Raw genomic sequence first — 24,426 nt, 5'->3', positions numbered from 1 at the left:
CGTCTGGGCCGTGGGACGCTCGCTGGCCGTGCTTGGCGCGATCCTGTTGAGCGCGTCGGCCGGCGCAATGAATACGGCGCATGCAGCGCCCGGGGCGTGGGTCGCCGAGCGTATCGCGCCGACGCTGCGCCAACGCGATCGAGTCTATGAAACGCCGGCGCTATTGCCGCGGGCGACCACGCCGGTGACCGGGCATGCCATCACCCAGGTGCGCTGGCGCCACGACTATTCGGTGGGTGCTACGCCACTGGTCGCGCGTTTATGCGGTGCCGGGCGTTGTGTCGATGCCAGCGCCGCGCGCGGGCATAGCGATGCCTTTGCCGGGTTGCCGCCGCGCACGGCGTTTCGTTTCCGGTTTCGGGTCGAAGGCCGCGGCGTGCTGGCGCCCGTGCTTCACGGTGCGCCGTTAAAGCTGGTGGTCAACTTCGAATAGAGCGTGCCGCGTGTCGGCGCAAGATCGGAGATCCTGCGCGGGCTGCGCCTGGCGGCGCGGCTCAGACGCCGCTGCTAAGGCTGTGCTTGCCGCCCAGTGAGCGGGCACGGCCGTTTCGGCCGTAGAGTGTCTGGCCGGTGGCGCGTTGCAGGAAGCCGAGCGTGCGGTGGGTATGGTCGAGCCGGTTGCCAATCACCAGGCCGTTGATACGGTTCTGGTTGCGGGTTGCCTCGATACGCTCGACGAGTGCCTGCCACAGATCGCCACAGCCGCACGCGGCGGCGAGCTGTTCCGCGCCGCTGCGATCAGTCGTATAGCCGCGCGCTTCGAGCAGGGTGCGGCGGCGCTGATCCAGTGCCTCGAGTTCGTTGGCCTGCGCTACCTTGCGCTCGGTCAGCTGCGATAGCGCATCGATCGACGCGGGCGCGTCGGTCAGCATCGCCTGCTCGGCCTCGAGCAGCTCGAGAAAGCGCGCTACGGCGTCGTGGTGCTGCTGCAGGTTGTCAACGAAGGCATCGGTCATGGATCAGGGCCGGGTCAGGACTTGTCGGATACCAGGGCCTGGGCACTGGCGATCAAGCCATCGGCAATACGCTCGGAACGGATTTCCAGCCGGCCTTCGCTGATGGCCTGGCGGATCTCGTTCACACGCGCCATGTCGATGTCCTGCGACGTGTCGGTGATATTGGAGGGCTCGAAGCGAGCGGATGCCGAGGGCGTGGACGCGCTCGCATTCGGTTCGCTGGTCTTCTTGACTTCCCGGGTCTCGGAGGTGGTGACGCGGGGTGTGTTCTGGGTCGGGTCGATCTGCACGGCGGTTATCCTTCGTTATAGAACGATTGTGGGTGCCATGGCGGGAAGATCGGCGATCCGGTTTTTTTCTTTAATCCGTTCCGTAGATATCTGGTGCCGGCGTCGCATCACATTCCGTTCCTGTACACCCGCGCGGCGATTCAACGCCGCAGGGTCACCGTATTCTGGTCCGTGCTGGTGCCGGAAACAATCGCGCCGTCATTCGTGCTTACGCGCACCTCGCCGCCGAGTGGGGCCGCGTTGAGCGCCTTGCCTTCGGTGGCGATCGAAAACCCAGGCCCCATGGCGATCACACGAACCCGCGCGCCGCGCTCGATGGCCACCGGCTGCTTGACCATGTAACTGCCCAGTGGCCGGCCGGCCGCGACCCGTCGCGTGACCGCCATGCCCAGCAGCGCGTCCGGGCGCGTGGCTACGCCGGCCGGCAGGCGCGACAGATCGCCGCTTTCGCGTTTGAGATCGGCCATGCCGAGCACGGTGCCGGGCATCAGCGCGCGTGCAGCGACGTAGTAGTCCGCAACCACATCGACGCGCGCCTGGTAGTAGCGCGTCCCCGGCCGATCGCCCGGGCACTGAACGCCGACGGTGAGATTGCCCGCGACCCGCGTGTTGCGACCGGGAAGGAAGGGGGCCGGCTGGCGGCATTCGCTCATCGCCACGCGCGGCATCGTCACGCTCACCCGCACGTCGGCAGCTGCGGCATCGGTCTGCGAACGCAGATACTCGACCAGCAGCGATTCCATATCCGTCGTGGCCGCCTGCGCAGACGACGCAGCCAGAACGCATAGCAATGCGGTGGGCATCAAGGCGTTACGGAATATTGGAATAAGTCGTCGCATGGCGAAAGACCGGCGTGCTGCGGGGACGAGAGCCGTTGGGGACGGCGGTGTCTGCCGGCGAATTGTAGGCGGCGAGCGTGAACGCCTAAACGCGGAAATAGACCAGAAAGCGTGTCTTGTTCTTCCGATAAGGCACGTCGCCACGCTCTTAGTATGGCCTTCCACTGAGGGAACCGACCGCGGCACGAGAGGACAGCCGGCATGCTCGACCGACTTGAAGCATCACTGAGTTTCTACAAGAACGCGCTCGATATTCGCGACAAGCGCCAGGGCGTGCTGGCCGCGAACATTGCCAACGCCGACACGCCCAATTACAAGGCGCGCGACTTCGATTTTCGGGCTGAGCTCGATCGCGCGATCGGCGCGTCGTCGAGTGCGACCGGCGGCGGCATGCCACTTGCGACCACGGCCGCGGGCCATATGGGGCCGCAGGCGCCGGGCAGCGTCGGCGCCGGGACCGAGCTGGCCTATCGCAACGCCTCGCAGCCGAGCCTCGACGGCAACACCGTCGACATGGACGTGGAGCGCGTCGAGTTCATGGACAACGCGGTGCACTACCGCGCCAATCTTCAGATTCTGGGCAACCAGATCAAGTCGCTGCGCAGTGCCATGCAGCCCGAGCGCTAGCCGCTCGTCCAACGGGGGATAACCAATGTCGATTACCAGCCTGTTCAACACCGCGAGCTCGGCGCTGACTGCCCAGTCCCAGCGCATGAATGTGGCCGCGAGCAACCTTGCCAACGCCGACAGCGTGGCCGGGCCCGACGGCGAGCCCTATCGCGCCAAGCAGGTCATGTTCCAGGTCGATGCCGCGCCGGGCGCGAACGTTGGCGGCGTGAAGGTGGGCGATGTCGTCGAGAGCGACGCGCCGTTTCGCGAGGAATACAACCCCGGCCATGCGATGGCCGACGACCGCGGCTATGTGCGCATGCCCAACGTCAATCCCACCGACGAGATGATCAACATGATCTCTTCGTCGCGTTCCTACCAGGCCAATATCGAAGTACTCAATACCGGCAAGGAGCTGGCGCTGCGTACCTTGACGCTCGGCGAATAACGCGAGGTTTCACGATCATGGCATCAGACATTCTGGGTTCCGTCGGCGCCGCCAGTAGCGGTACGGCGACCGCTTCACCCGCACGCGGCCGCGCGACCGACATGAGCGAGCAGTTCATGACGCTTCTGGTGGCGCAGATGCAGAATCAGGACCCGCTCAATCCGATGGACAACTCGCAGGTGACCTCGCAGATCGCGCAGATCAACACCGTGAGCGGTATCAACGATCTCAACGATTCGCTGGCGAACATCAATAGCCAGATCGACACCTCGCAGCAGTTGCAGGCGAGCGCGCTGATCGGTCGTGGCGTTCTGGTGCCAGGCGACGGCATCAGCGTGGGCGAAGAGGGCGCGGCGACGCCGTTCGGCATGGAGCTGGACGGCCCGGCGAGCAGCGTCAAGCTCACCATCACCGACAGCATCGGCACCGTCGTGCACGAGTCCAGCTACGCGGACCAGCCGGCCGGCGTGCAGTCCTTTTCGTGGGACGGCCAGGACGCGGCCGGCGCCATCGTCGGCGCAGGCAGCTATCGGGTGACCGTTGCCGCGACCGGGCCCGACGGCGAGCCCGTCGCGGTGAAGCCGCTTTCGATGGGCTATGTCGGCGGCGTGGTGTCGGGTAGCGACGGCCCGCAGCTGGATCTGGGGCCGAACGGGCTGGTGTCGCTGGATGAGGTACGCCAGATCATCTGAGCTTCGGTCTGAGCATCGACCGGAACTGGCGCCGCAAACGCGCGCTTATTGATCAATCGGTATTCGCGATCCTCGTGAATACTTACAAAAGTCGAAAAACGAGGGGCAACCATCATGAGTTTCACGCAAGGCGTCAGTGGTCTGAATGCTGCCAACAGCAGCCTGGACACCATCGGTAACAACATCGCGAATTCGCAGACCGTCGGCTTCAAGTCGGGTCGCAGCGAGTTTGCTGATATATATGCCGGTGCCAAGACCGGCCTCGGCGCCCAGGTCTCCGGTGTGACCCAGAGCTTCACCGGTGGCGCGCTTACCAATACCGGCCGTAATCTCGATCTGGCGATCGACGGCGGCGGCTTCTTTCGGCTGACCGACGGGTCGCAGACGCTGTATTCGCGCAATGGCCAGTTCCAGCAGACCAAGGAAGGCAATCTCGCCAATGCGCAAGGCGCGTTGCTGACCGGCTACAACGTCAGCAACTTTAACAATCCCAGCGCCGAGCCCAGCGTGGCGGCGGGCGGCAACCCCGTGCCAATCCAGATTCCGACCGAGCGTCTGAACGCCAAGGCCACCACCGATGCGTCGCTCGAAGCCGCGTTGGATGCCGGCACCGAGGTCAAGGGCGACGCGTTCAGTGCCGACGATCCCGCCAGCTACAACTGGAGCACGCCGAATACGGTATTCGACTCGCTCGGCAACGCGCACAGCGTGAACCTGTATTTCACCAAGACCGACGTCAACAGCTGGCGTGTGAATGGCGACATGGCGCTGGGCGCGGAAGCCAACCTGCCGACCACCGTCGACGCCAACGAAACCTATGAAGGCTTCGATCCGGTCAATGACGGCAACGGCACCTACAGCTACACCTCGGCCAGCGGCAACAGCTACACCGCGTATGTCGCCGGCGCGATGGAAAACGGTGACGGCACCTACTCCGGCGGCCAGATTAGCTACACCGAGCAGCTGCCCGCGACCACGTTGAACTTCGACGCCAACGGCAATCTGAACGCGGCGACGCAGCCGGGCAAGGGAGCGAACGTGCCGGCGACTGCAGTCGCCTACAGTCTGGACGCCAAGAACGGTTCGGCGCCGATCGATTTCGTGTTCGACTTCAACGGCTCCTCCCAGACCGCCCAGAGTTTCTCTGCGGGTACCCCGCAGCAGAATGGCTATGTCTCGGGTGATCTGACCGGTATCTCCTTCGAGACCGACGGCATGATCCGTGGCACCTACTCCAATGGCCAGGCGCTCAACCTGGGCCAGGTCGCACTCGCCAGCTTCCGTAACGAACAGGGGCTGTCGCCGGTCGGCGGCAATGCCTGGGTCGAGACCGCGGAATCCGGTCAGGCCGGTCTGGGTACTGCGGGTACCGGCCAGCTCGGCAGTGTGCTGGGCGCCACGCTCGAGAGCTCCAACGTGGATCTGTCGCAGCAACTCGTCGAGATGATCATCGCGCAGCGCAACTACCAGGCCAACGCACAGACCATCAAGACGCAGGATCAGGTACTGCAGACCGCGGTCAATCTTCGCTAGACGACCGCACTGAGCTTCCTTGATCCCTGATCGTTCACTGCTGCCGGATGCCTGAGTCATGGACCGATTGATCTATACCGCCCTGAGCGGCGCCACCCAGACCCTGGATCGCCAGGCCGTGGTGGCCAACAACATGGCCAACGCGTCGACCCCGGGTTTCCGGGGCCAGCTGTCCATGTTTCGGGCGGTGCCGGTCAACGGCGACGGTCTGGCAACGCGCGCGATCACGGCTAGCACCACGCCCGGCGCCGACATGTCGCCGGGGCAGATGACCGAAACCGGCCGTTCGCTCGACGTGGCGATCGATGGTTCTGGCTGGCTGGCCGTGCAGGACGCCGGCGGACGGGAGGCTTACACCCGTGCCGGCGGCCTGCAGACCGATTCCACCGGCATCCTGCGCAGTAACGGCAACCCGGTGCTCGGCGAGTTCGGGCAGCCGCTGGTGCTGCCGCTGGGCGCGCAGGTCACGATCGCGGCCGACGGCACGATCTCGGCCCTGGGCGCGGGCGATCGGCCGAGCGCAATCGCCCAAGTGGGCAAGCTGAAACTGGTCGACCCGCCGGCCGAAGCCATTGCGCGCGGTGCCGACAACCTGTTCCACCCGCGCCAGAAGGCGGATGGCAGCGAAGGCGAGCCGTTCGCCGCCGACGAGAACGTGCGCGTGGTCAGCGGCGCGGTGGAGTCCAGCAACGTGGATCCGACCGAGGCGATGGTGTCGATGATCGACAACGCGCGTCGCTTCGAGATGCAGATGAAGATGATCAGCAGCGCGGACGAGAACGCGCAGAGCGCCAATCAGCTGCTCTCACTGACCTGATCGCGCAGAAACCAAGCATTGATGCAGGCCGACTTCAGCGCGGCCCGCTCTTAACGAGGAAAGGCACATGATTCGTTCTCTCTGGATTGCCAAGACCGGCCTAGAGTCCCAGCAGGTCAAGCTCGACACCATCGCCAACAACCTGGCTAACGTGTCCACCAACGGCTTCAAGCGTTCGCGCGCCGTGTTTCAGGATCTGCTCTATCAGGACATGCGCCAGCCCGGCGCGATGTCCTCGGTACAGACGAATCTGCCCTCCGGCCTCCAGGTCGGCTCCGGCGTGCAGCCGGTGGCCAGCGAGCGTCTGCATACCCAGGGCAATCTGGAGCAGACCGGCAACTCCAAGGATATCGCCATCCAGGGCAAGGGCTTCTTTGCCGTGCAGATGCCGGACGGCACCAGCGCCTACACGCGCGACGGCTCGTTCCAGATCGACCAGAACGGCCAGCTCGTCACCGCCACCGGTTTTCCGGTCGAGCCGGCGGTCACGATCCCCGAGAATGCGCTGTCGATCAGCGTGGCCAGCGACGGCACCGTGTCGGTCACCCAGCCGGGCACGCCCGAGAACGTACAGGTCGGCCAGATCCAGCTGACCACCTTCATCAACCCGACCGGCCTGCAAAGCATCGGCGACAACCTCTACCGCGAGACCACTGCCTCCGGCCCGCGTAACGACAGCATCCCGGGCCTCAACGGGGCTGGCCTGCTGCGCCACAAGTTCGTCGAGACATCGAACGTGAATGTGGTGGAAGAGATGGTGAACATGATCGCCACCCAGCGTGCCTACGAGATCAATTCCAAGGCGGTCGAGACTTCCGACCAGATGCTCCAGCGTCTGGCCCAGATGTAGTCGACGACCATGCACAACCCGTCATTCCGGTTTCGCGTGCTGCGCTTGGTCGTCATGGTCGCCGCACTCGTGGCGCTGTCGGCCTGTGCCCAGTTGCCGCGCAAGAACGTGGTCGAAGGCCCGACCAGCGCGCCGCCGCAGCCGATGCCGGCCCCGCCGGCGGATGGCTCGATCTTCAGTGCCAGCTATACCAAGCCGCTGTTCGAGGACCGCCGCCCGCGCCAGGTCGGCGATATTCTCACCGTCGTGCTCGACGAAAAGGTCAGTGCCTCGAAGAGTTCGGCTGCCAACGCCAGCCGCAACGGCTCGGTCGAGTTCACGCCGACGCAGATCCCGGAAGTGCTGGAAGACCTGCTGTCCGGGCAGGCCACCGATCTGTCGGGCGCCAACACATTCAAGGGCAGCGGCGGCGCCAACGCCTCGAACAACTTCGTCGGTACGATCACCGTCACCGTCATGGACGTGATGCCCAACGGCAATCTTCAGGTTGCGGGCGAAAAGCGCATCGGCATCAATCAGGGCGTGGAATACATCCTGTTTTCCGGGGTGGTCAATCCCCGCATGATTTCGGCCGACAGCACCGTGGCCTCGACCCAGGTCGCGAACGTGCGTCTCGAGTACTACGGCGACGGTTATATCGACGAAGCCCAGAACATGGGCTGGTTTCAGCGTCTATTACTCAATTTGTCGCCGATCTAGGTCGGGTCTAATAAGTCGCGCGCTCCTGTCTGCATGAATGGAACATCAGATGATCAAGTCCCTGTGCCGTACTCTGACCGCGATCACGCTCGGTGTTGCCGTGGTCGCGACCGCGCATGCGGCACGCCTGGGTGATATCGCCACTTTCAGCGGCGTGCGTTCCAACCCGCTGGTCGGTTACGGCCTCGTCGTCGGCCTCGGCAACACCGGTGACCAGACCACGCAGACGCCGTTCACCAGCCAGGCGCTCAAGAACATGCTCACCCAGCTGGGCGTGACCGTGCCGGCCGGCACCAACATGCAGCTCAAGAACGTGGCCGCCGTGATGGTCACCGCCGATCTACCACCGTTTGCCGGCCCGGGGCAGGAGCTCGACGTGACCGTGTCCTCGGTGGGCAACGCCAAGAGCCTGCGCGGTGGCACGTTGCTGATGACGCCGCTCAAGGGCGCGGATGGCAATATCTATGCGCTGGCGCAGGGTAACGTGCTCGCGCCGGGCATCAGTGCCGGGGCGGCCGGCAGCAGTGTGCAGGTCAACCAGACCAGTGCGGCGCGGATTCCCAACGGCGCCATCATCGAGCGGACCGTACCGTCCGAGCTGGCCCGTGGCGGCGAGATCGAACTCGAACTCAAGCGCGCTGACTTCAATACCGCGCTGCGGACCATGAACGCCGTCAACCAGGCCTTCGGCAGCAATGTGGCCAGCGCGCTCAATTCGCGCACCATCAAGCTGCAAGCGCCGGTCGATGCCAGCGCCAAGGTCGCCTTTCTGGCCCGTATCCAGGATCTCGACGTGACGCCGGGCCGCGAGACCCCGCGCGTGGTGATCAACTCGCGTACCGGCTCGGTGGTGATGAACAGCAACGTCACGCTCAAGAGCGCCGCGATCGCCCATGGCAGTCTGTCCGTGGTGATCGATTCCAACCCGATCGTGAGCCAACCGAACGCCTTTTCCGGTGGCCAGACCGCGGTGGTGCCGAATGCTGATATTAGCGTGCAGGAAGGCAGCGGCGTGTTGCATACGATCAGCGAAAGCGCGTCACTGCGCCAGGTCGTCGATGCGCTCAACCGTCTCGGTGCGACGCCGACCGATCTGATGGCGATCCTCGAAGCCCTGAAATCCGCCGGCGCGCTCAATGCCGAGCTCGAGATCATCTAGATGAACAGCGGCGGAGCCTCGGGCGAGTTCGCGCTCAGCGTCCAGTCGATCTCGAAGCTGAAGTATTCCGCTCGACGTGACCCGGAAGAAGGTGTACGCCAGGCCGCCAAGCAGTTCGAGGCGCTGTTCCTGCAGCAGATGCTCAAGCAGATGCGTGCGGCCGTTCCGGAGAGCGGGCTGCTGCAGAGCCAGCAGTCGGATATGTATCAGTCGCTCATGGATCAGCAGTGGTCGCAGACGCTCGCCGAGCGCGGCGTCGGCTTGGCCGACATGCTCACGCGCCAGTTGCAGGGCAGCCCGAAAGCCGCCGATGCCGCGGCAGCGGACGCCGCCAATGGCAGCGCGTTCGCCGGTATTCCCACGGCCGCGCCCCAGCCGCTGCGTGCCTCCGATCCGATCGACGCATCGCGCGCCAAGGCGATGGCCACGGCGGTAGCCGCGAAAGGCGCAGAAGACAAACCGCGTCCGCCGCTGCAGGCAGCACAGACGCCGGTCGTCCCGGCCTTTGCCGCGGCTGTCGAGAGTTCGGATACAAGCGCAGCCGACAAGGTGCGGCGCGCTGTCATGCCCAAGCATGTCAACGATTTCCTAGATCGCATGGAGTCCGCGGCCCAGGTCGCCAGCGACGAAACCGGTCTGCCCAAGCGGCTGATTCTGGCCCAGGCCGCGCTCGAGACCGGCTGGGGCCGGCATGAAATCCGGCATGCGGACGGCTCGCGCAGCTACAACGTGTTCAATATCAAGGCGACCGGCTGGCAGGGCGATTCCGCCGAGGTCACCACCACCGAGTTCGCAGGCAGCCGCGCCTACAAGACCCGCGCCGCGTTTCGTGCTTATGAATCCTACGAACACGCCTTCTCCGACTACGCGCGCCTGATCAGCGAGTCACCGCGCTACGCGCCGGTAGTCAACGCGCCGACGGCCGAGGATGCTGCCCGCGCGCTGCAGAACTGCGGTTATGCCACCGATCCGGCCTATGCCGAGAAACTCGTCTCGATCATGTCGCGCCTGCCCGAGGACACAGCAGGACCTGTCGCGGCGGCGCCGCTCGTCGATACCGCGGGCCAGGCGCCAGTGATCAATACGTCGGCCGGCGTTGGCGCGCCCCAGGTTCTGCCCACCGAGGGCGTGCAGATCGCGCGGGCGGACAGAGCAGGCGTCGATCTGAGCCAGCTGTTCTAGGTGCCGATTCGGGCCGCCGGTAGTGGCCGGGACGGCGTTCAATATTGCAGGGGTTTGGCCGTTAATCACTTAAGCGTTGCGCAAATAGAGCGCAACAGACATTTATAGAGCGATCCATGTCCAATCTCTTCGGTATTGGCCTGAGCGGTCTCGGTGCGGCACAGACCGGGCTGTCCACGACCAGCAACAACATCAGTAACGTCAACACGGCCGGCTATAGCCGCCAGACGACGAGCCTGAGCACTACGCTTGCCGGCAGCGGCCAGGGCGGCGTGCGTGTCACCGGGGTGGAACGCCAGTACCAGCAATATCTGACCAGCCAGCTCAACGATGCCAAGAGTAGCTCCTCGGCGCTGGATACCCATCTCGGCCAGATATCCCAGATCAACAACCTGCTCGGCGACAGCGAAGCCGGCCTCGCGCCGCTGATGCAGCAGTTCTTTGCCGGTCTGCAGACGCTGGCCGCCAGCCCGGCCGACCCGGCCGCGCGCGAGTCGATGCTGGGTGACGCGAACAACATGAGCGCCCAGTTTCGGGCCTTCTCCGAATATCTCGGCGACATGCAGGAGAGCGTGGCGTCGCAGATGGGCGGCGCGGTGGATCAGATCAATAATTACGCCGCCCAGATCGCCAATCTCAATACCCAGATCGTGCAGACCGAGGCCAAGACCGGACAGACGCCCAACAATCTGCTCGACCAGCGGGACAGTCTGGTTTCGGCGATGGGCGAGCTGGTGGATGTGAAGGTGTCGGTCCAGGACGGCAACAGCTACCAGGTCACGGTCGCCGGCCAGCCCATGGTCGACGCCAACGGCGCGAAATCGCTCAAGCTCGTGAACTCCAGCGACGACCCGACCCGCAAGGCCGTGGCATTCGAAACTGGCGGTGGACGCCTGCGTGAACTGTCGGAAGACAGCATCCGGGGCGGCACGCTCGGTGGCCTGTTGGCCTTCAGTTCGGACTCGCTTGAGCCGGCCCAGCAGCGTCTCGATCAGCTTGCCCACACGTTGGCGGCACGCGTGAACGAAGTGCACCAGAGCGGCAAGGACCTGAAAGGCAACGACGGCCAGGCGTTCTTCGGTGTCGCCTCGCCGGCCAGCTATGGCGATGCCGACAATCTCGGTACCGCGACGCTGAACGCCCAGTTCGTCGACGGTGAGAGCGCCGATGTGCGCGCCAGCGACTACGAGATCGCCTACCGCGGTGACTCGAATCAGTACGAAGTGACCCGCCTGAGTGATGGCGACAAGCAAGTATTCGATGGCGGCGATATGCCGCTGACCTTTGGCGGCATGACTGTCGATGTCGACGGCGCGCCCCAGGACGGTGACTCGTTCCGACTCAAGCCGCTCGCGCGTGCCGCGGCATCATTCGAAGTCGAGATCAAGAACACGTCACTGATCGCGGCCGGTCAGGCCGACGGCGGCACCGGCGATAACCGCAACGCGCTGGCACTGGCCGGTCTGCAGAGCGAATCCAGCGTCGACGGCGATACCAGCTTCAACAGCAGCTATGCCCGGCTGGTCAGCGATATCGGCAACAAGACCCGCTCGTTGCAGGTCAACAGCAGCGCTCAGGAGCGCCTCACCAGCGAACTCGAGACCGCCCAGCAGTCCGTGTCTGGCGTGAATCTCGACGAGGAGCGCGTGAACCTGCTGTATTACCAACAGATGTATCAGGCCAATGCGCGCGTGATCGAAACCGCCGCCAGCCTGTTCGACTCGCTGCTGGGCATCCGCGCCTAGCCGCCACCGGGAAGACAAACGCCATGCGCCTGAGCACCAATTCGATCTACAGCATGAGCATGCGGTCGATACTGAACCAGCAGAGCAAGGTGGCCGATGTCGGCCAGCAGCTGGCCACGGGCAAGAAGATTGTCACCCCCGCCGATGATCCGCGGGCCGCGGCCCAGGCGCTGGTGGTCTCGCAGGCGTCGGCGGTCAACGACCAGTTCACCGCCAGCCGCAGCGCGGCACGGAACAGTCTCTCCGCCGAGGAGGCTGAACTCAATCAGGTGACATCGGCACTGCAGGCGGCGACCCCGCTGCTGGTTCAGGCCGGCAACGGCACGCTCAGCGATGCCGACCGCAACTCCATCGCCACCCAGCTCGAGGGTGTCTACGCTCAGCTACTGGGTAGCGCCAACGCGCAGGATGGCAATGGCCGCTATCTGTTTTCAGGCTTTGATGGCGACACCCAACCCTTCGTCGAAGAAGCAGGCGGCGTGATTTATAAAGGCGATCAGGGCCGCCAGGAACTCCAGGTCGATGCCTCGCGTTTCATGGCGGTGAACGATACCGGCACCGCGGTTTTCGCTTCGGTCACTGACAGCGCGCAGTACGTCGGTACGGCGGATGCAGGCAATGCCGGTACCGGCGTCTTCACGAGCCTGAACGTGGCCAACGCGTCGGCGCCCGACCATGGCGACAACTTCGAAGTGCGCTTTACCGAAAACGGCGGCCAGACCACCTATACGGTGAGCAACGCCACAACGGGCGACACGGTGGTCGCCGAGCAGCCGTTCGTCGAGGGCGAGGCGATCGCGCTCGGCGAGAGCATGCAGGTCAGCCTCAAGGGCGTGCCGGCGGACGGCGACAATTTCGTTTTCGCCCGTGGTCGTGCTGAAGACAACAACGTCCTCGATACCATCGCCGGCGTGATCGACGGTCTGCGTCAGGGCACGGAGACCCCGGCCCGCGATGCGGCGCTCAAGAACACGCTCAACAGCGCGCACCGCAAACTCTCCAACTCGCTGGACAACGTGCTCACCGTGCGTGCGTCGCTGGGCTCGCGCATGAACGAACTGGATACGCTGGATACGGTCGGCGAAAACCGCTCGCTCAACTACGAGACCACCCGCTCGCAGCTCGAGGATCTCGATTACGTGAGCGCGATTTCCGAATACAGCCTGGCCCAGGTGGCGCTGCAGTTCTCGCAGCAGACCTTCACCGATATCCAGAAACTGTCGATGTTCGATATCGTCTGATCGCGATGGGCGGCGATCCTGAGCGCCGCCCGCCGGATTGCGCGTGAAAGGTCGTGCTAGCTAGCCGGCTCCGGCCATCGCGGCCAGTATGGCCTCCATGGCATTGATGCCATCCACGAACATGCGCTCGAACAGGCCGCCCATTTCCGGCGTCATGAAAGTGAGCAGCACGATGCCGGCTATCAGTGTCAACGGGAAGCCGATCGAGAAGATCGACAGCTGTGGTGACGCGCGATTGAGGATGCCGAGCGCGAAGTTGATTGTCAGCAGCGCCGTGACCAGCGGCAAGGCGAGCGTCAGCCCGGCGCTGAACACCGTACCGCCCCACATCACCAGCAGCTGCCAGCCCTGAGCGTCTATGTTGCCGGCGCCGATCGGTAGCTGGATGAAGGTCAGCGCAAGTATGCGGATCATCACCAAGTGGCCATCGAAGGCGAGAAAGAACAGCAGCGCGAACACGTTGAGGATCTGCGCAAGCACCATGACGTTGGCGCCCATTGCCGCAGAATAGAAGGAGGCGAAACCGAGCCCCATCTGCAGGCCGATATAGTCGCCGGCTGAGCGGATCGCGGCGAACACCACGCGCATGACCATGGCGATGGCCACGCCGATCAGGATCTGCTGGATAACGAGCCAGACCCCGGCATAAGACACCGGCGGCACGTCGGGTGGCGCCGGCAGGGTGGGCGCGATGACCAGCGCCAGCAGCACCGCGAGCCCGACCTTGGCCACCCGCGAAAGACCGTTCTCGCCGAGGATCGGTGCGACCGCCACGAACGCCAGGATGCGAACGAAGGGCCAGAACAGGCTCATGACCCAGCCGGTGATCTGGCTGGTGGTGAATTCGATCATGGCGTGCGGCGGATCGCGGCGCGACCGGCGTCTAACCGATCAGGCCGGGAATGCTCAGGAACAGATCGCGGGTGAAATCCTGGATCAGGCTGAGCATCCACGGGCCGGCCAGAATCAGCGTCGCGAACACGGCCAGAATCTTGGGGATGAATGACAGCGTCATCTCGTTGATCTGGGTCGCGGCCTGGAACAGGCTCACGATCAAGCCGACCAGCAGCGCGGTGAGCAGCAGCGGCGTGGCCATGAGCAGGGTCACTTTCATGCCCTGGTAGGCCAGCTCCATGACGGTTGCGGGATTCATCGAAGCGGCCTCGCATTCACATGAAGAAGCTGTCGGCGAGCGAGCCGATCAGCAGGGTCCAGCCATCGACCAGCACGAAAAGCATCAGCTTGAACGGCAGCGAGATGGTCGCCGGCGGCACCATCATCATGCCCAGTGACATCAGCACGCTGGCGACCACCAGATCGATGATCAAGAACGGGATGAAGATCATGAAACCGATCTGGAACGCGGTCTTGAGTTCGCTGGTCACGAACGCGGGCAGCAGCAATCGCATGGGTACGTCTTCGGGGCCCTGCATCGGCGGTATGTCGCCGAGGTTGGCGAACATCGCGAGATCCGCTTCGCGGGTCTGATGCAGCATGAACTCGCGCAGCGGCTGGGCGCCGGTCTGCAGCGCCTGCTGGAAAGTGATCTCGTCGCGCGTGAGCGGTTCGTAGGCGGTTTCGTATATCTGGTCGAACACCGGCGCCATCACGAAAAAGGTCAGGAACAGCGCCAGCCCGAGCAGCACCTGGTTGGGCGGTGCGGTCGGCGTGCCGATGGCACTGCGCAATAGACTGAGCACGATGATGATGCGGGTGAAGCCGGTCATCATCAGCAGCAGGGCCGGCAGGAAAGCCATGCCGGTGAGCAGGACAAGCGTCTGCACCGACAGCGTCCAGGCCTGGCCGCCATCCTCGAGCGGGCGCGTGACTACGCCCGGTAGCGTGCTGGCGTCCTGCGCGCCCGCGCTCAGGCTGATGCCGACGCCGAGGCCGATCAGCAGCAGCCGCCAGACCCCTGAAAGCATCAACGCCGCCCGTCGCGGCTGAACCGGGAACCGGCGCGTCGCAGATTCTCGGCAAACGCCTCGCTGAAGCTCGGGTTGGTCGCCGGCCGACTCTTGTCGTCGGGTGCTGGTCGCTCGCCCGCCGGCATGGTGTGCAGGGTGTTCACGCTGTTTGGAGCTACGCCAAGCACCAGCCAAGTGTCCTCGACCTCGATCACGACCACGCGCTCGCGTGGCCCGAGACTCTGGCTGGCGATAATATCCAGCGAGCGGCCGCCGCGGTTCTTGTACGGCCCGAAGCGCTTGAGCAGGGCGCCACAGGCGAAGATCAGCCCGATGACGATGATCAGCCCGATCGACGTCCGCCCGAGGCTGCCTGCGCCGAGCGGTTCGCCGGCCTGCGGCACGGCGGCCGGCGTATCCTTGCTCGTACGCGTCTGCGTGTGCAGCCAGTCGGCCGTGCCTCTGGTGGGCGCGGTCTGGGCGTTGCCGGTATCGGTTGCTGCCTGGGGCGCGTCGCTCTCGTCGTTCATTTGTTGAGCTTGTGAATCCGTTCCGAGCGGGTGACGATTTCGGTGATCCGGATGCCGTACTTGTCGTCCACGACCACGACTTCGCCCTGGGCGATGAGGTAGCCGTTGACCAGGATCGACATCGGCTCGCCGGCCAGGCCGTCGAGCTCGACCACCGAACCTTGGGCGAGATCGAGCAGCTCGCTGATCGTCAGGCGGGTCTGGCCCAGTTCCACCGACAGCGTGACCGGTATTTCCATGATCATGTCGAGTTCGCGTGGCGTGCCGGCCTTGGCTTCTCCTTCGAGCGGCTTGAACACGCTATCCCCGGCGTTGGTGGCCTCACCGGTGCCGGGCTTGCTGCTTCCGGCCTGCTCGGCCATCGCGTCACCCCAGGCATCGTCGGTGCCGTGGCCGGTGGCCAGGTCGGCATCGGCCTGTTCGGCGAGTGCGCTGGCCCATTCGTCGCGGGCGCCGTTGTCGGCGGTCTTGTCGTTCATTGCTTTGATCCCTGATTAGGCGTGGCGGCCTTATGATCGATGACACGGGTGACGCGCAGTGCCTTGCGGTCGTTCAGGCGACCGAAGTCGCATTCGAGCACCGGCACACCGTCGACACGGGCGGTGATTTCCTTGGGCAGGTCGATCGGCAGTACATCGCCGACCTCGAGCCGCGAGACGCGTCCCAGCGTGGTATCGATCGTGGTGAAGTCGGCGACCAGGCGGACGTTGCTTTGCTTGATCTCGCCGGCGAGCTGCTGGGTGCGTTGGCGTTCTTCTTCCGGATCCTTTTTCTGCAGCGGCCCGGAAAGCACGTCCCGAATCGGCTCGATCATGGAATAGGGCATGCAGATCTGGAAATCGCTGCCGAAGGCGCCGACCTCTACGTGAAAGGTCGAACTGATGACCAGCTCGTTGTCGTTGTTGGTGATGTTGGTGAACTTCACCTGCATCTCGGCGCGCTGATATTCCAGCTCGACCGGGTATACGCCTTTCCAGCCTTCGGCGTAGCTGTCCAATGCCAGCGATAGCAGGCGCTGGATGATGCGCTGCTCGGTGTGAGTGAATTCGCGACCTTCGGAACGGGTCAGGAAACGGCCATCGCCGCCGAACAGGCTGTCGACCACCAGATAGACCAGGTTCGGCGGAAACACCACCAGTGCATTGCCGCGCAACGGCTTGATGCTGATCAGGTTGATGTTGGCCGGCACCGGCAGGTTGCGGGTGAAGTCGCTGTATTTCTGGATCTTGACGCGGCCGACGGTGATATCGGCGTTGCGGCGGATCAGATTGAACAGCGCCATGCGGAAACGCCGCGCAAAGCGTTCGTTGATGATGTCGAAGGCATGCAGGCGGCCGTGCACGACGCGTTGCTGGGCGGCCGGGTCGAAGGCACGAATCGTCTTGCCTTCGCTCGTTTCCGGTTTCGCGGGCGCAGCGGCTTCGTCTCCGCTCACGCCGTGCATGAGGGAGTCGATTTCGTCCTGCGAGAGCATGTCGTCGTTGGCCACGGCGTTGCCTACTGAACGATGAAGTCGGTGAAGAGCACGTCCTGCACGCCGATCGGCTCCTCGCCGTCGATGAACGGCTCGGCGATCGCGACCTGCAGCTTGTTGGCGAGCATCTGCTTGCCGTCGCCGGTGGTCAGCTGCTCGGCCTGTGAATCAGTGAGGATCATGAGGATACGGTTGCGCACCTGGGGCATGTGCTCGGTCAGGCGGCTGGCTTGCGGTTCGCCATCGACCTTGAGCGCGATGCGGATATAGAGAATGCGTCCGCGCGCGTCCTGCAGGTTGGCGGTAAACGGATCGATCTCCACGAAAACCGGTTTGGGTGGCGGCGCCTTCTTGGCGTGCTCGGCTTCGCCGCCAGCGGCGTCATCGTTCATGAACATGTACGTGCCGCCGATCGCCGCGCCGGTGACGATGACCAGCGCCAGCGCCATGATCACGAGCCAGAGTGTCTTGTTGCCGCTGCCGGCGGATTGGGTGTTGTCGGTGGCCATTCGAAGTGGTTGTCCTGCGTGTTTTTCGGGCCGCCCGGTCCCGGGTCGGTCAGCCGGCCATGGGCCGGATCCGTGCGTTTATCGCCGCGTTGTACGAGCCGCCTGTCAGGCGAAGATGTCGATGCCGCCGTCGACCGTTCGACCGGCCAGCGTGGTTATGGCAATCGGGCCGGCCGACATGTTGTCCGCGAGCCCCTCGCGCGTTTGCTCAGCCGTCGCGCCGGCTTGCGTACCGGACGAGCCCGTGCCCGGATCCTGTTCCGGGTTCTGGCCCTGGTCGCTCACCGATGCCTGGCCTAGGGCGATGCCGCTGTCGGCGAAGGCATGGCGCAACTGCGGCAGCGCGGCCTCGACCGCGGCGCGCACGTCGGCATGGGCGGATACGAAATGCAGCTGTGCCTGCTCGCCCATCTTCAGCGAGACGTGCAGCTGACCCAGTTCGCGCGGGTACAGCGTGAGTTCTGCCGAGCCGTCGCCGAAATGGCTCAGGCGCAGCGCCTGCTGGTTGACGGCTTGTTTCCAGGCCTCACTGCCGAGCGGCGCGTTCACCGCGGCGGCCAACATGGGCGACGGTAATGCCGGTGATGCCATGGCGGCCGGTGCCGGGCTCGCATGCGCGCTATTGGCCGACGCTGCCGACAGGCTGGTGAAATCGATATTCGATGCCGTGGCCGTGCGGCCGTCGCTCAGCTTGAAGCGCTCGCCGTTCGCCGCGAACAGGCGGTCGATGGTCGGCGCGAGCCGGGCAGCGTCGTCGCTGGCGCTGGCTTCAGCCTGGAGTGCATCGAGCGTCATCGCTTCGGTGGCCTGGCCCTTAACTGGAGAAGCGGTCAGGCGCGCATCCGAACGCACCCGGCTCTGTGCGGTGCTGTCTATTCTTGCGCCTTGTCCGGCCCGTGCGGCTTCAACGTCCGGAACGAGCGTCGCGTTGCGCGGATCGATCGGCGCCTGCAGCGATCCGGCGGGCGCTGCGAGCGCGGCGGTCTGCGCATCGCCCGGCGACGATTGCGTGTTCGGCGATCGTGCTACGGGTGCGGTGTTGTCTTCAGCGGTTGGCGGCGTGATGTGCGCCGACAGCTCGACGGCGCTCTGGTCGAGGTCCTGTTCGTCGGTCGTATTCTGCTTGTCCTCGCGCGCGACACGCGGGTCGCCATCCGCGATCGCGGCCTGGTTGTCGACGTTGGCGTGATTCGATGTCCGGACCGAGCGGGCCAGCGGAGCATCCGTTGTGTCCGCATCGTGCCGATGAGCGCTGGCAAGGCCGCGCTGGCGCTCGATCGCCTGGGCCGGATCTTCGATCTCCTTGCCGGCGTCAGCGGTCTTCGCTACCGCCGCTTTACGCGCGTCGGCAACAGCCGAGTCGTTACCTTCGGGCGCGCTGTTCGTCGCCCTCTGACCGGCCAGAACGGTGCCGAAGCTCACGCCACCGTCGTCTGCGGGCGTGTCCCGGGTCTGCGGGCTGCGCCCCGAATCGGTCGGGGTGGTTGCTGCCGGGCGCATGAGTTCGACGCTCATCGTGATGATTACCGAAAAGAGTTAGCGGCCGGAGCCGACGAACAGGGCGCGACTGGCGAACTCGTCGGTCTGACGCTGTTCGCGTTTGGCTTCAGTCTTGGCGGCCGCATCTCGGCGGCGCGTGGCGAGCACGTCGAAAGAGTTCAGCCGGCGCTGGCGCGCGCGCCAGTTGCTGTTGCCGGTTTCGACGTGGCGCTCGCTGGTGTCCAGTGCCCGGCGCTGATGGTCGATGGCCTGCTCAAGCGAGGCAACAAAGCGCTGATAGTTCTGCAGGCTCGACATGCTCATGCCGTCGGCCATGGCGTCGTCGAAACGGCGCTGGTATTCGGCGCGATAATCCACCAGCGCCTGGAGCTTCTGTTCGGAGGCGCGCCGGGCCTGCTGCAGACGGCCGAGTGCGCTGGCCGCGGCGTCGCGTTCGTCCGTGGCCAGGTCGATGAGGGTGTCGAGCGTGCTGGTCGCGGGCATGTCAGTTCACCGCCCGTTCGGGCAGCAGCTGACCCAGCCGCTGGCGTGATGTATTGAAGTCATCGTGCTCGTTCATCGATTGCTGCAGAAACGCCTCGAGTTGCGGATACAGCTCGATCGCCTGATCGAGCAACGGATCGCTGCCCGCCGAATAGGCGCCGACACTGATGAGATCGCGGTTGCGCTGGTAGCGAGAGAGCATTTGCTTAAAGTACTGGATGCGCGCCAGGTGCGTTTCGTCGATAAGCGCCGTCATTGCGCGGCTTATCGACGCTTCGATATCGATAGCCGGGTAGTGGCCGGCCTCGGCCAACGTGCGCGAGAGTACGAAGTGGCCGTCGAGGATGGCGCGCGCCGAATCCGCGATGGGGTCCTGCTGATCGTCGCCTTCGGTGAGCACGGTGTAGAAGGCGGTGATCGAGCCCTTGCCGGGCGCATCGTTGCCGGCGCGTTCGACCAGTTTCGGCAGCTTTGCGAACACCGACGGCGGATAACCCTTGGTCGCCGGCGGTTCGCCGATCGCCAGCGCGATCTCGCGCTGGGCCATGGCGTAGCGGGTGAGCGAATCCATGATCAGCAGCACGTTCTTGCCGCGATCGCGAAAATCCTCGGCGAGGCGAGTGGCGTAGTCGGCACCTTGCAGGCGCAGCAGGGCCGAATCGTCGGCCGGTGCGGCGACGACCACGGCTCGTTTCAGACCGTCGGTGCCGAGAATGTTGTCGATGAAATCCTTCACTTCGCGACCGCGTTCGCCGATTAGGCCGACAACGATGACGTCGGCCTGCGTGTAGCGCGCCATCATGCCCAGCAGCACGCTCTTGCCGACGCCGGAGCCCGCGAACAGGCCGAGCCGCTGACCGCGGCCGACCGTGAGCAGGGCATTGATTGCGCGAACCCCGACATCCAGTACCTGATGTATCGGCTCGCGATTCAACGGATTGAGTTTGGGCGCGGTCAGCGTCGCGTGCCCCGCATCGTGCAGCGGCCCGTGGCCGTCCAGCACGCGCCCGCGCGCATCCACCACGCGGCCGAGCAGCACATCGCCGACCGGCACACGCTTGCTGCCGATAGACTGCGCGCCCGGTGGCGGCAGGGTGGGCCATACGCGTGCGCCGGGCACCAGGTCCGCGGTATCCACGAACGGCATGAGCAGGAGTTTTTCCTGGTTGAAGCCGACGACTTCGGCTTCCGCGAAGTCGTCGCCGTTGTGGATTTCGACCATGCAATGCGCGCCCAGGGGCAGCTGCAGGCCGACCGCCTCCAGCACCAGGCCGGTCGCACGGGTCAGACGACCGCCCTCGCGACAACGATCAAGGCTGCTGACCTGTTCGCGGGCCGCGGTAAGGTCGTTCAGCCAGAGCGAGAGCAGGGCGTCGGCGTCGGAGGATTGGGTCATTTAGTGTTCGCCGTGGCCGACGGTGTGCAGCAGCCGTGTCCAGCGATCACTGCCGGTGGCATCGATCGCGCGTTGCTCGGTTTCCACGCGGCAGTCGCCGCGGGCCAGGCCCATGTCGGGCCGCAGCGCCCAGCCCGAAGCGTCCAGCGCCTGCGACAGGTGCTGTTCGACGAGCGCGAGATCCTCGATGTTCACGTAGAGCGTCGGGGAACCGGTGATGCTCGGATTGTCGGCAAGCAGGTCCTCGATGTCGTCGACGATATGGGCCGGCTTGAGTTCGAGCGCGCGCCCTGCCAGCTGGCGGCCTGCTTCCAGGGCCAGCTCGACCAGCTCGTAGGAAATCTTGTCGTTTAGCGAGTCGACCGCTTTGCGAAAGCTGGTCGTCATCTCGCGAATCGGCGCGAGCTGGGTTTCCAGTTCGGCAGCGAGTTGTGCCTGCTGTTCGGCACGCACCTGGGCTTCGGCCTCGGCGCGCCCCTGTTCGAGGCCGGCGGCATAGCCTTCTTCGCGGCCCTTGTTGACGGCTTCTTCCTTGGCCAGCTCGAACAGCGCAAAGCTGATGCCGTCTTCGCGCCGGCGTGCGGGCGCGTCGTCCGGTTCTCCGGCTGCGCTTCGCGAGGTCCGGCGATCGAGCGCGCCCATCTGCCAGGGGCGCCATGCATCGCTGCGGGCGGCGCTGCGATCAGACATATTCATCGTCGTCCTTGCTCAGGGTGATCTCGCCGGTATCCGCAAGACGGCGTACGAGCAGAAGCAGCGCCTTGCGCTCGGTTTCGACCTGAGACACGCGGATCGGGCCGCGCATTTCCATGTCTTCGCGCAGCATCTCGGCGGCGCGATTCGCCATGTTGGCGGTGAAGCGGCCGATGAGTTCTTCCGTGGCGCCCTTGAGTGCAATGACCAGGCTGTTCTGGTCGATGTCCTGCAGCAGGCGCTGGATGGTGCGGTCGTCTGCGCTGACCAGATCCTCGAACACGAACATCTGGTCGAGAATCTTCTGGGCGAGCGACTCGTCGTGGGCGCGCACGCTCTGGAGCACGCTTTCCTCGTGTGCCGAATTCATCAGGTTGAGGATTTCGGCCGCGGTCTGGACGCCGCCCATCTTGCTGCGCTTGAGGTTCTGGCCGTCGAGCAGGCTGCCGAGCACTTCGGTGAGCTCCTGCAGGGCGGCCGGCTGGACGCCGGAAAAAGTCGATACGCGCAGAACCACGTCGTTGCGAAGCTGCTCGTCGAAATGCAGCAGCACCTCCGCCGCCTGCGAGCGCTCCAGATGCACCATGATGGTGGCGATGATCTGCGGGTGTTCGTCGCGGATCATCTCGGCGACGACGGTCGGCTCCATCATGTTGAGCGCGTCGATGCCGGTGCCTTCGTTGGCGTCGAAGATGTCCTCGAGCAGGCTCGCGGCGCGTTCCTCGCCCATGGCCTTTACCAGCACCGAACGGATGTGGTCGCCCGAGTTCACGTTGACCGCGCTGACCTGCTCGAATTCGTCGTGGAATTCGCGCATCACTTCGCTGATCTGCTCGTTCGAGACGTTGCGCAGGTTGGCCATCTTGAGGCCGAGTTCCTGGGCGTCCCGGGCCGACAGATGCTTGAACACGTCGGCCGCGGTGTCCTCGTCGAGCGTCATCATCAGGATGGCGCCGCGCTCAGTACCGGTGTCGTTGAACAGTTGTCTAGCCATTGGCGTGCATCCAGCTCTTGACGATGGCGGCGACCAGGCGCGGGTCGTTCTTCGCGGCGTCGCGGGTGGTGGTCAGCAGGGCGTCCTGCTGGCGGCGCAGCGTGCGCCCGGCATTGAGATTGGCGCTCAAGTCCTGGCCCTGCGGATCGTCGACGCCGAGGTCGCCCGCGATATCGCCGTTGCGCGCATCGGCCAGGCGCACCGGCGCCATGTTCGGGATCTGGGCGAGCATCGGCTTGATGAACTTGCGCCACACGAACCAGGCGACAATGGCGAGCAGCAGGTACTTGAGTGCGTTTTGCGCCATCGCGAGCAGTTGCCGGTCCTGCCACCAGGGCGCGCTCGGCTGGGTCACGACGTCCGGCTTGGCGTTGAACGGCATGTTGATGACTTCGAGCGAGTCGCCGCGCGCCGCCGAGAAGCCGATCGCTTCGCGCACGAGGCTCTTGATCTGGTCCATGCGCTCCTGCGACAGCGGCATCGGCTGTAGCTCGCCTTCGGCGTTCGGCTGCATCGGATAGCCGATCACCACCGCCGCGGAAAGCCGCTGCAGGCGGCCGGCCTGATCACGCGTATGGCGGATGGTCCGGTTGAGCTCGTAGTTGACCGTAGAGCTGGTCACGCTGGAGCCTTTCGGGTCGTTGCCGCCGAAGGCCAGGCCGGCACGGCCGTTCATGTTGAGGTTGGACTCGCCCGCGCCGCCGCCCTGTTGCTGCGGGCTGTTGATCGGCGAGGCCATGTCCGGGCTGGGCTGGTTGCTCAGCGCGCCGGGCACGCCGCCAATCATCGCGCCGCCGTTGTTGCGGGTCGAGTTGCTTTGCTCGCTGCGGATCGCGGCGTTGTCCGGATCGCCGTTGGGGGTGTAGATCTCCTGGGTCTGTTCGCCGGTGGAGAAATCCACGTCGGCAACGACCTGGGCGCGAATGTTGTCGCTGCCGACCACTGGCGAGAGTATCGACTGGATGCTCTGGCGGTAGCTGTCTTCGACCCGCGTCACGTAGGCGAGCTGGGTATCCGTGCTCGCCTGGGCCTTGGTGTTGTTGTCGGACAGCAGTTTGCCGCTGGCGTCGACCACGGTCACGGATTCGGTCGGCAGGTTGGTGACGCTGCTTGCAACCAGGTTGACGATGGCCGTGACCTGGCCGTCACCGAGCGCACGGCCACGGTAGAGATCCAGCACGATCGAGGCGGTCGGCTTTTCGCGCTCGCGCACAAAGACCGAGGACTCCGGGATGGCCAGATGCACGCGCGCGCTGCCGACGGCCGCGATGGTTTCGATGGAACGGGCCAGCTCGCCCTCGAGCGCGCGCTTGTAGTTGACGTGCTCGGCGAATTGGCTGATGCCGAAAGACTGGTTATCCATCAGCTCGAAGCCCACACCGCCGCCGTTCGGTAGGCCTTCGCCGGCCAGGCTCAGGCGCGTGCGGTCGATCATGTCGGTAGGCACGAGGATCGTCTGGCCGTTGGCCGCAAACTTGTAGGGAACCTGCATCTGCTCGAGTTCGGCGATGATCTCGCCGCCGTCTCGGTCGCTCAGGTTCGAGAACAGCACGCCATAGCTCGGGCCCACGCTCCACAGCGCCATGCCCACCAGCAGCGTGATGGCTGCGGCGATGCCGACAATCAGCGGAATACGCGGGTTGGCGCGCAGCTGATCCAGCAGACCGGGTTTGCTCTCGGTCGCTGCGACGGGCGTTTCCGCACTCGCCATGCCTGTCCCTCATGCAAGAGAAGTTGCCGTCGCGCTGCCTGTGTGCAGACGTCGCGACGCCGATTCTCCTCGCTTTCCGGGTCGCAACAGCGCGCACCGAACGAGCGGGGAGTGGCGCCATTATTGCCGAGCCGAGAAAAATCAAAGGCCGAATAAGCCCGCTTTTTGT

28 protein-coding genes are annotated in these 24,426 nt (G+C 64.8%); 12 read left to right on the top strand and 16 right to left on the bottom strand.

Features of this window, described 5'->3' with window-relative positions:
• The first annotated feature begins 10 nt into the window (after nt 1–10).
• The gene (locus SADO_RS05365; protein WP_353109834.1) at nt 11–433 is read left to right on the top strand and encodes a flagellar protein FlhE; all 423 of its coding nucleotides are present in this window, start codon (nt 11–13) and stop codon (nt 431–433) included.
• A 61-nt stretch (nt 434–494) separates the two neighbouring features.
• Here SADO_RS05365 and SADO_RS05360 read toward each other — a convergent pair whose 3' ends face one another.
• From SADO_RS05360 to flgA, 3 genes are all read right to left on the bottom strand, one after another.
• Nucleotides 495–956 (bottom strand): flagella synthesis protein FlgN, encoded by a 462-nt coding sequence (locus tag SADO_RS05360; protein WP_353109833.1) that lies wholly within the window; start codon nt 954–956, stop codon nt 495–497.
• A gap of 14 nt (nt 957–970) precedes the next feature.
• Nucleotides 971–1,246: a flagellar biosynthesis anti-sigma factor FlgM gene (gene flgM, locus SADO_RS05355; RefSeq protein WP_353109831.1), complete on the bottom strand. Its 276-nt coding sequence runs from the start codon at nt 1,244–1,246 to the stop codon at nt 971–973.
• Nucleotides 1,247–1,386: 140 nt separating this feature from the next.
• Nucleotides 1,387–2,049, bottom strand: a complete 663-nt coding sequence (gene flgA / locus SADO_RS05350) for a flagellar basal body P-ring formation chaperone FlgA (protein WP_353109830.1) — start codon at nt 2,047–2,049, stop codon at nt 1,387–1,389.
• Nucleotides 2,050–2,286: 237 nt separating this feature from the next.
• Between flgA and flgB the strand changes: the two genes are divergently transcribed.
• The 11 genes from flgB to flgL all read left to right on the top strand — a co-directional run bounded on the left by flgB (nt 2,287) and on the right by flgL (nt 13,060).
• Nucleotides 2,287–2,712, top strand: a complete 426-nt coding sequence (gene flgB, locus SADO_RS05345) for a flagellar basal body rod protein FlgB (RefSeq protein ID WP_353109829.1) — start codon at nt 2,287–2,289, stop codon at nt 2,710–2,712.
• Nucleotides 2,713–2,737: 25 nt separating this feature from the next.
• Nucleotides 2,738–3,142: a flagellar basal body rod protein FlgC gene (gene flgC, locus SADO_RS05340; protein WP_353109828.1), complete on the top strand. Its 405-nt coding sequence runs from the start codon at nt 2,738–2,740 to the stop codon at nt 3,140–3,142.
• A 17-nt stretch (nt 3,143–3,159) separates the two neighbouring features.
• Nucleotides 3,160–3,834, top strand: coding sequence for a flagellar hook assembly protein FlgD (locus SADO_RS05335; protein ID WP_353109827.1), 675 nt, complete (start codon nt 3,160–3,162; stop codon nt 3,832–3,834).
• Nucleotides 3,835–3,948: 114 nt separating this feature from the next.
• Complete coding sequence (flgE, locus tag SADO_RS05330; protein ID WP_353109825.1) at nt 3,949–5,367, top strand: flagellar hook protein FlgE; 1,419 nt, start codon at nt 3,949–3,951, stop codon at nt 5,365–5,367.
• Between the two features lie 58 nt (nt 5,368–5,425).
• Nucleotides 5,426–6,184: a flagellar basal-body rod protein FlgF gene (flgF, locus tag SADO_RS05325; protein WP_353109824.1), complete on the top strand. Its 759-nt coding sequence runs from the start codon at nt 5,426–5,428 to the stop codon at nt 6,182–6,184.
• A gap of 67 nt (nt 6,185–6,251) precedes the next feature.
• Nucleotides 6,252–7,034 (top strand): flagellar basal-body rod protein FlgG, encoded by a 783-nt coding sequence (gene flgG / locus SADO_RS05320; RefSeq protein ID WP_353109822.1) that lies wholly within the window; start codon nt 6,252–6,254, stop codon nt 7,032–7,034.
• A gap of 9 nt (nt 7,035–7,043) precedes the next feature.
• Entirely contained in the window at nt 7,044–7,733 is a 690-nt protein-coding gene (locus SADO_RS05315; RefSeq protein WP_353109821.1) for a flagellar basal body L-ring protein FlgH, read from the top strand.
• Between the two features lie 49 nt (nt 7,734–7,782).
• A complete protein-coding gene (locus SADO_RS05310) occupies nt 7,783–8,892 on the top strand; it encodes a flagellar basal body P-ring protein FlgI (protein ID WP_353109819.1) in 1,110 nt (369 codons plus the stop codon).
• On the top strand, nt 8,893–10,074 hold the full coding sequence (flgJ, locus tag SADO_RS05305) for a flagellar assembly peptidoglycan hydrolase FlgJ (protein ID WP_353109817.1): 1,182 nt from the start codon (nt 8,893–8,895) through the stop codon (nt 10,072–10,074).
• A 116-nt stretch (nt 10,075–10,190) separates the two neighbouring features.
• Nucleotides 10,191–11,819 (top strand): flagellar hook-associated protein FlgK, encoded by a 1,629-nt coding sequence (gene flgK, locus SADO_RS05300; protein WP_353109816.1) that lies wholly within the window; start codon nt 10,191–10,193, stop codon nt 11,817–11,819.
• Nucleotides 11,820–11,842: 23 nt separating this feature from the next.
• Nucleotides 11,843–13,060 (top strand): flagellar hook-associated protein FlgL, encoded by a 1,218-nt coding sequence (flgL, locus tag SADO_RS05295; protein WP_353109814.1) that lies wholly within the window; start codon nt 11,843–11,845, stop codon nt 13,058–13,060.
• Nucleotides 13,061–13,120: 60 nt separating this feature from the next.
• On the opposite strand, the gene fliR is transcribed toward flgL, so the two are convergent.
• From fliR to fliF, 13 genes are all read right to left on the bottom strand, one after another.
• A complete protein-coding gene (fliR, locus tag SADO_RS05290) occupies nt 13,121–13,912 on the bottom strand; it encodes a flagellar biosynthetic protein FliR (protein WP_353109813.1) in 792 nt (263 codons plus the stop codon).
• A 31-nt stretch (nt 13,913–13,943) separates the two neighbouring features.
• Complete coding sequence (gene fliQ / locus SADO_RS05285) at nt 13,944–14,213, bottom strand: flagellar biosynthesis protein FliQ (RefSeq protein WP_353109811.1); 270 nt, start codon at nt 14,211–14,213, stop codon at nt 13,944–13,946.
• 16 nt (nt 14,214–14,229) lie between these two features.
• On the bottom strand, nt 14,230–14,985 hold the full coding sequence (gene fliP / locus SADO_RS05280; RefSeq protein ID WP_353109810.1) for a flagellar type III secretion system pore protein FliP: 756 nt from the start codon (nt 14,983–14,985) through the stop codon (nt 14,230–14,232).
• Nucleotides 14,985–15,497, bottom strand: coding sequence for a flagellar biosynthetic protein FliO (fliO, locus tag SADO_RS05275; protein ID WP_353109809.1), 513 nt, complete (start codon nt 15,495–15,497; stop codon nt 14,985–14,987). The genes fliP and fliO overlap by 1 nt, the downstream gene beginning before the upstream one ends.
• Nucleotides 15,494–15,976: a flagellar motor switch protein FliN gene (gene fliN / locus SADO_RS05270; protein WP_353109808.1), complete on the bottom strand. Its 483-nt coding sequence runs from the start codon at nt 15,974–15,976 to the stop codon at nt 15,494–15,496. The genes fliO and fliN overlap by 4 nt, the downstream gene beginning before the upstream one ends.
• Nucleotides 15,973–16,986 (bottom strand): flagellar motor switch protein FliM, encoded by a 1,014-nt coding sequence (gene fliM, locus SADO_RS05265; protein WP_353109806.1) that lies wholly within the window; start codon nt 16,984–16,986, stop codon nt 15,973–15,975. Before fliM ends, fliN begins: the two co-directional genes overlap by 4 nt.
• Before the next feature lie 8 nt (nt 16,987–16,994).
• Complete coding sequence (gene fliL / locus SADO_RS05260; RefSeq protein WP_353109804.1) at nt 16,995–17,480, bottom strand: flagellar basal body-associated protein FliL; 486 nt, start codon at nt 17,478–17,480, stop codon at nt 16,995–16,997.
• Nucleotides 17,481–17,585: 105 nt separating this feature from the next.
• The gene (locus tag SADO_RS05255) at nt 17,586–18,995 is read right to left on the bottom strand and encodes a flagellar hook-length control protein FliK (RefSeq protein ID WP_353109802.1); all 1,410 of its coding nucleotides are present in this window, start codon (nt 18,993–18,995) and stop codon (nt 17,586–17,588) included.
• Between the two features lie 21 nt (nt 18,996–19,016).
• The gene (fliJ, locus tag SADO_RS05250; protein WP_353109800.1) at nt 19,017–19,463 is read right to left on the bottom strand and encodes a flagellar export protein FliJ; all 447 of its coding nucleotides are present in this window, start codon (nt 19,461–19,463) and stop codon (nt 19,017–19,019) included.
• A 1-nt stretch (nt 19,464) separates the two neighbouring features.
• Nucleotides 19,465–20,859, bottom strand: a complete 1,395-nt coding sequence (gene fliI, locus SADO_RS05245) for a flagellar protein export ATPase FliI (RefSeq protein WP_353109799.1) — start codon at nt 20,857–20,859, stop codon at nt 19,465–19,467.
• Entirely contained in the window at nt 20,860–21,549 is a 690-nt protein-coding gene (locus SADO_RS05240) for a flagellar assembly protein FliH (RefSeq protein ID WP_353109798.1), read from the bottom strand.
• Nucleotides 21,542–22,546 carry a flagellar motor switch protein FliG gene (gene fliG / locus SADO_RS05235; RefSeq protein WP_353109796.1) on the bottom strand — a complete coding sequence of 335 codons (1,005 nt, stop codon included), beginning with the start codon at nt 22,544–22,546 and terminating at the stop codon, nt 21,542–21,544. The genes SADO_RS05240 and fliG overlap by 8 nt, the downstream gene beginning before the upstream one ends.
• Nucleotides 22,539–24,257 (bottom strand): flagellar basal-body MS-ring/collar protein FliF, encoded by a 1,719-nt coding sequence (fliF, locus tag SADO_RS05230; protein WP_353109794.1) that lies wholly within the window; start codon nt 24,255–24,257, stop codon nt 22,539–22,541. Before fliF ends, fliG begins: the two co-directional genes overlap by 8 nt.
• Between the last annotated feature and the right edge of the window lie 169 nt (nt 24,258–24,426).

This window comes from Salinisphaera dokdonensis CL-ES53, from assembly GCF_040361215.1.
Lineage (GTDB): Bacteria > Pseudomonadota > Gammaproteobacteria > Nevskiales > Salinisphaeraceae > Salinisphaera > Salinisphaera dokdonensis.
The sequence above is the reverse complement of the archived record's forward strand: the minus strand, read 5'-3'. Positions and strand labels throughout refer to the sequence as shown.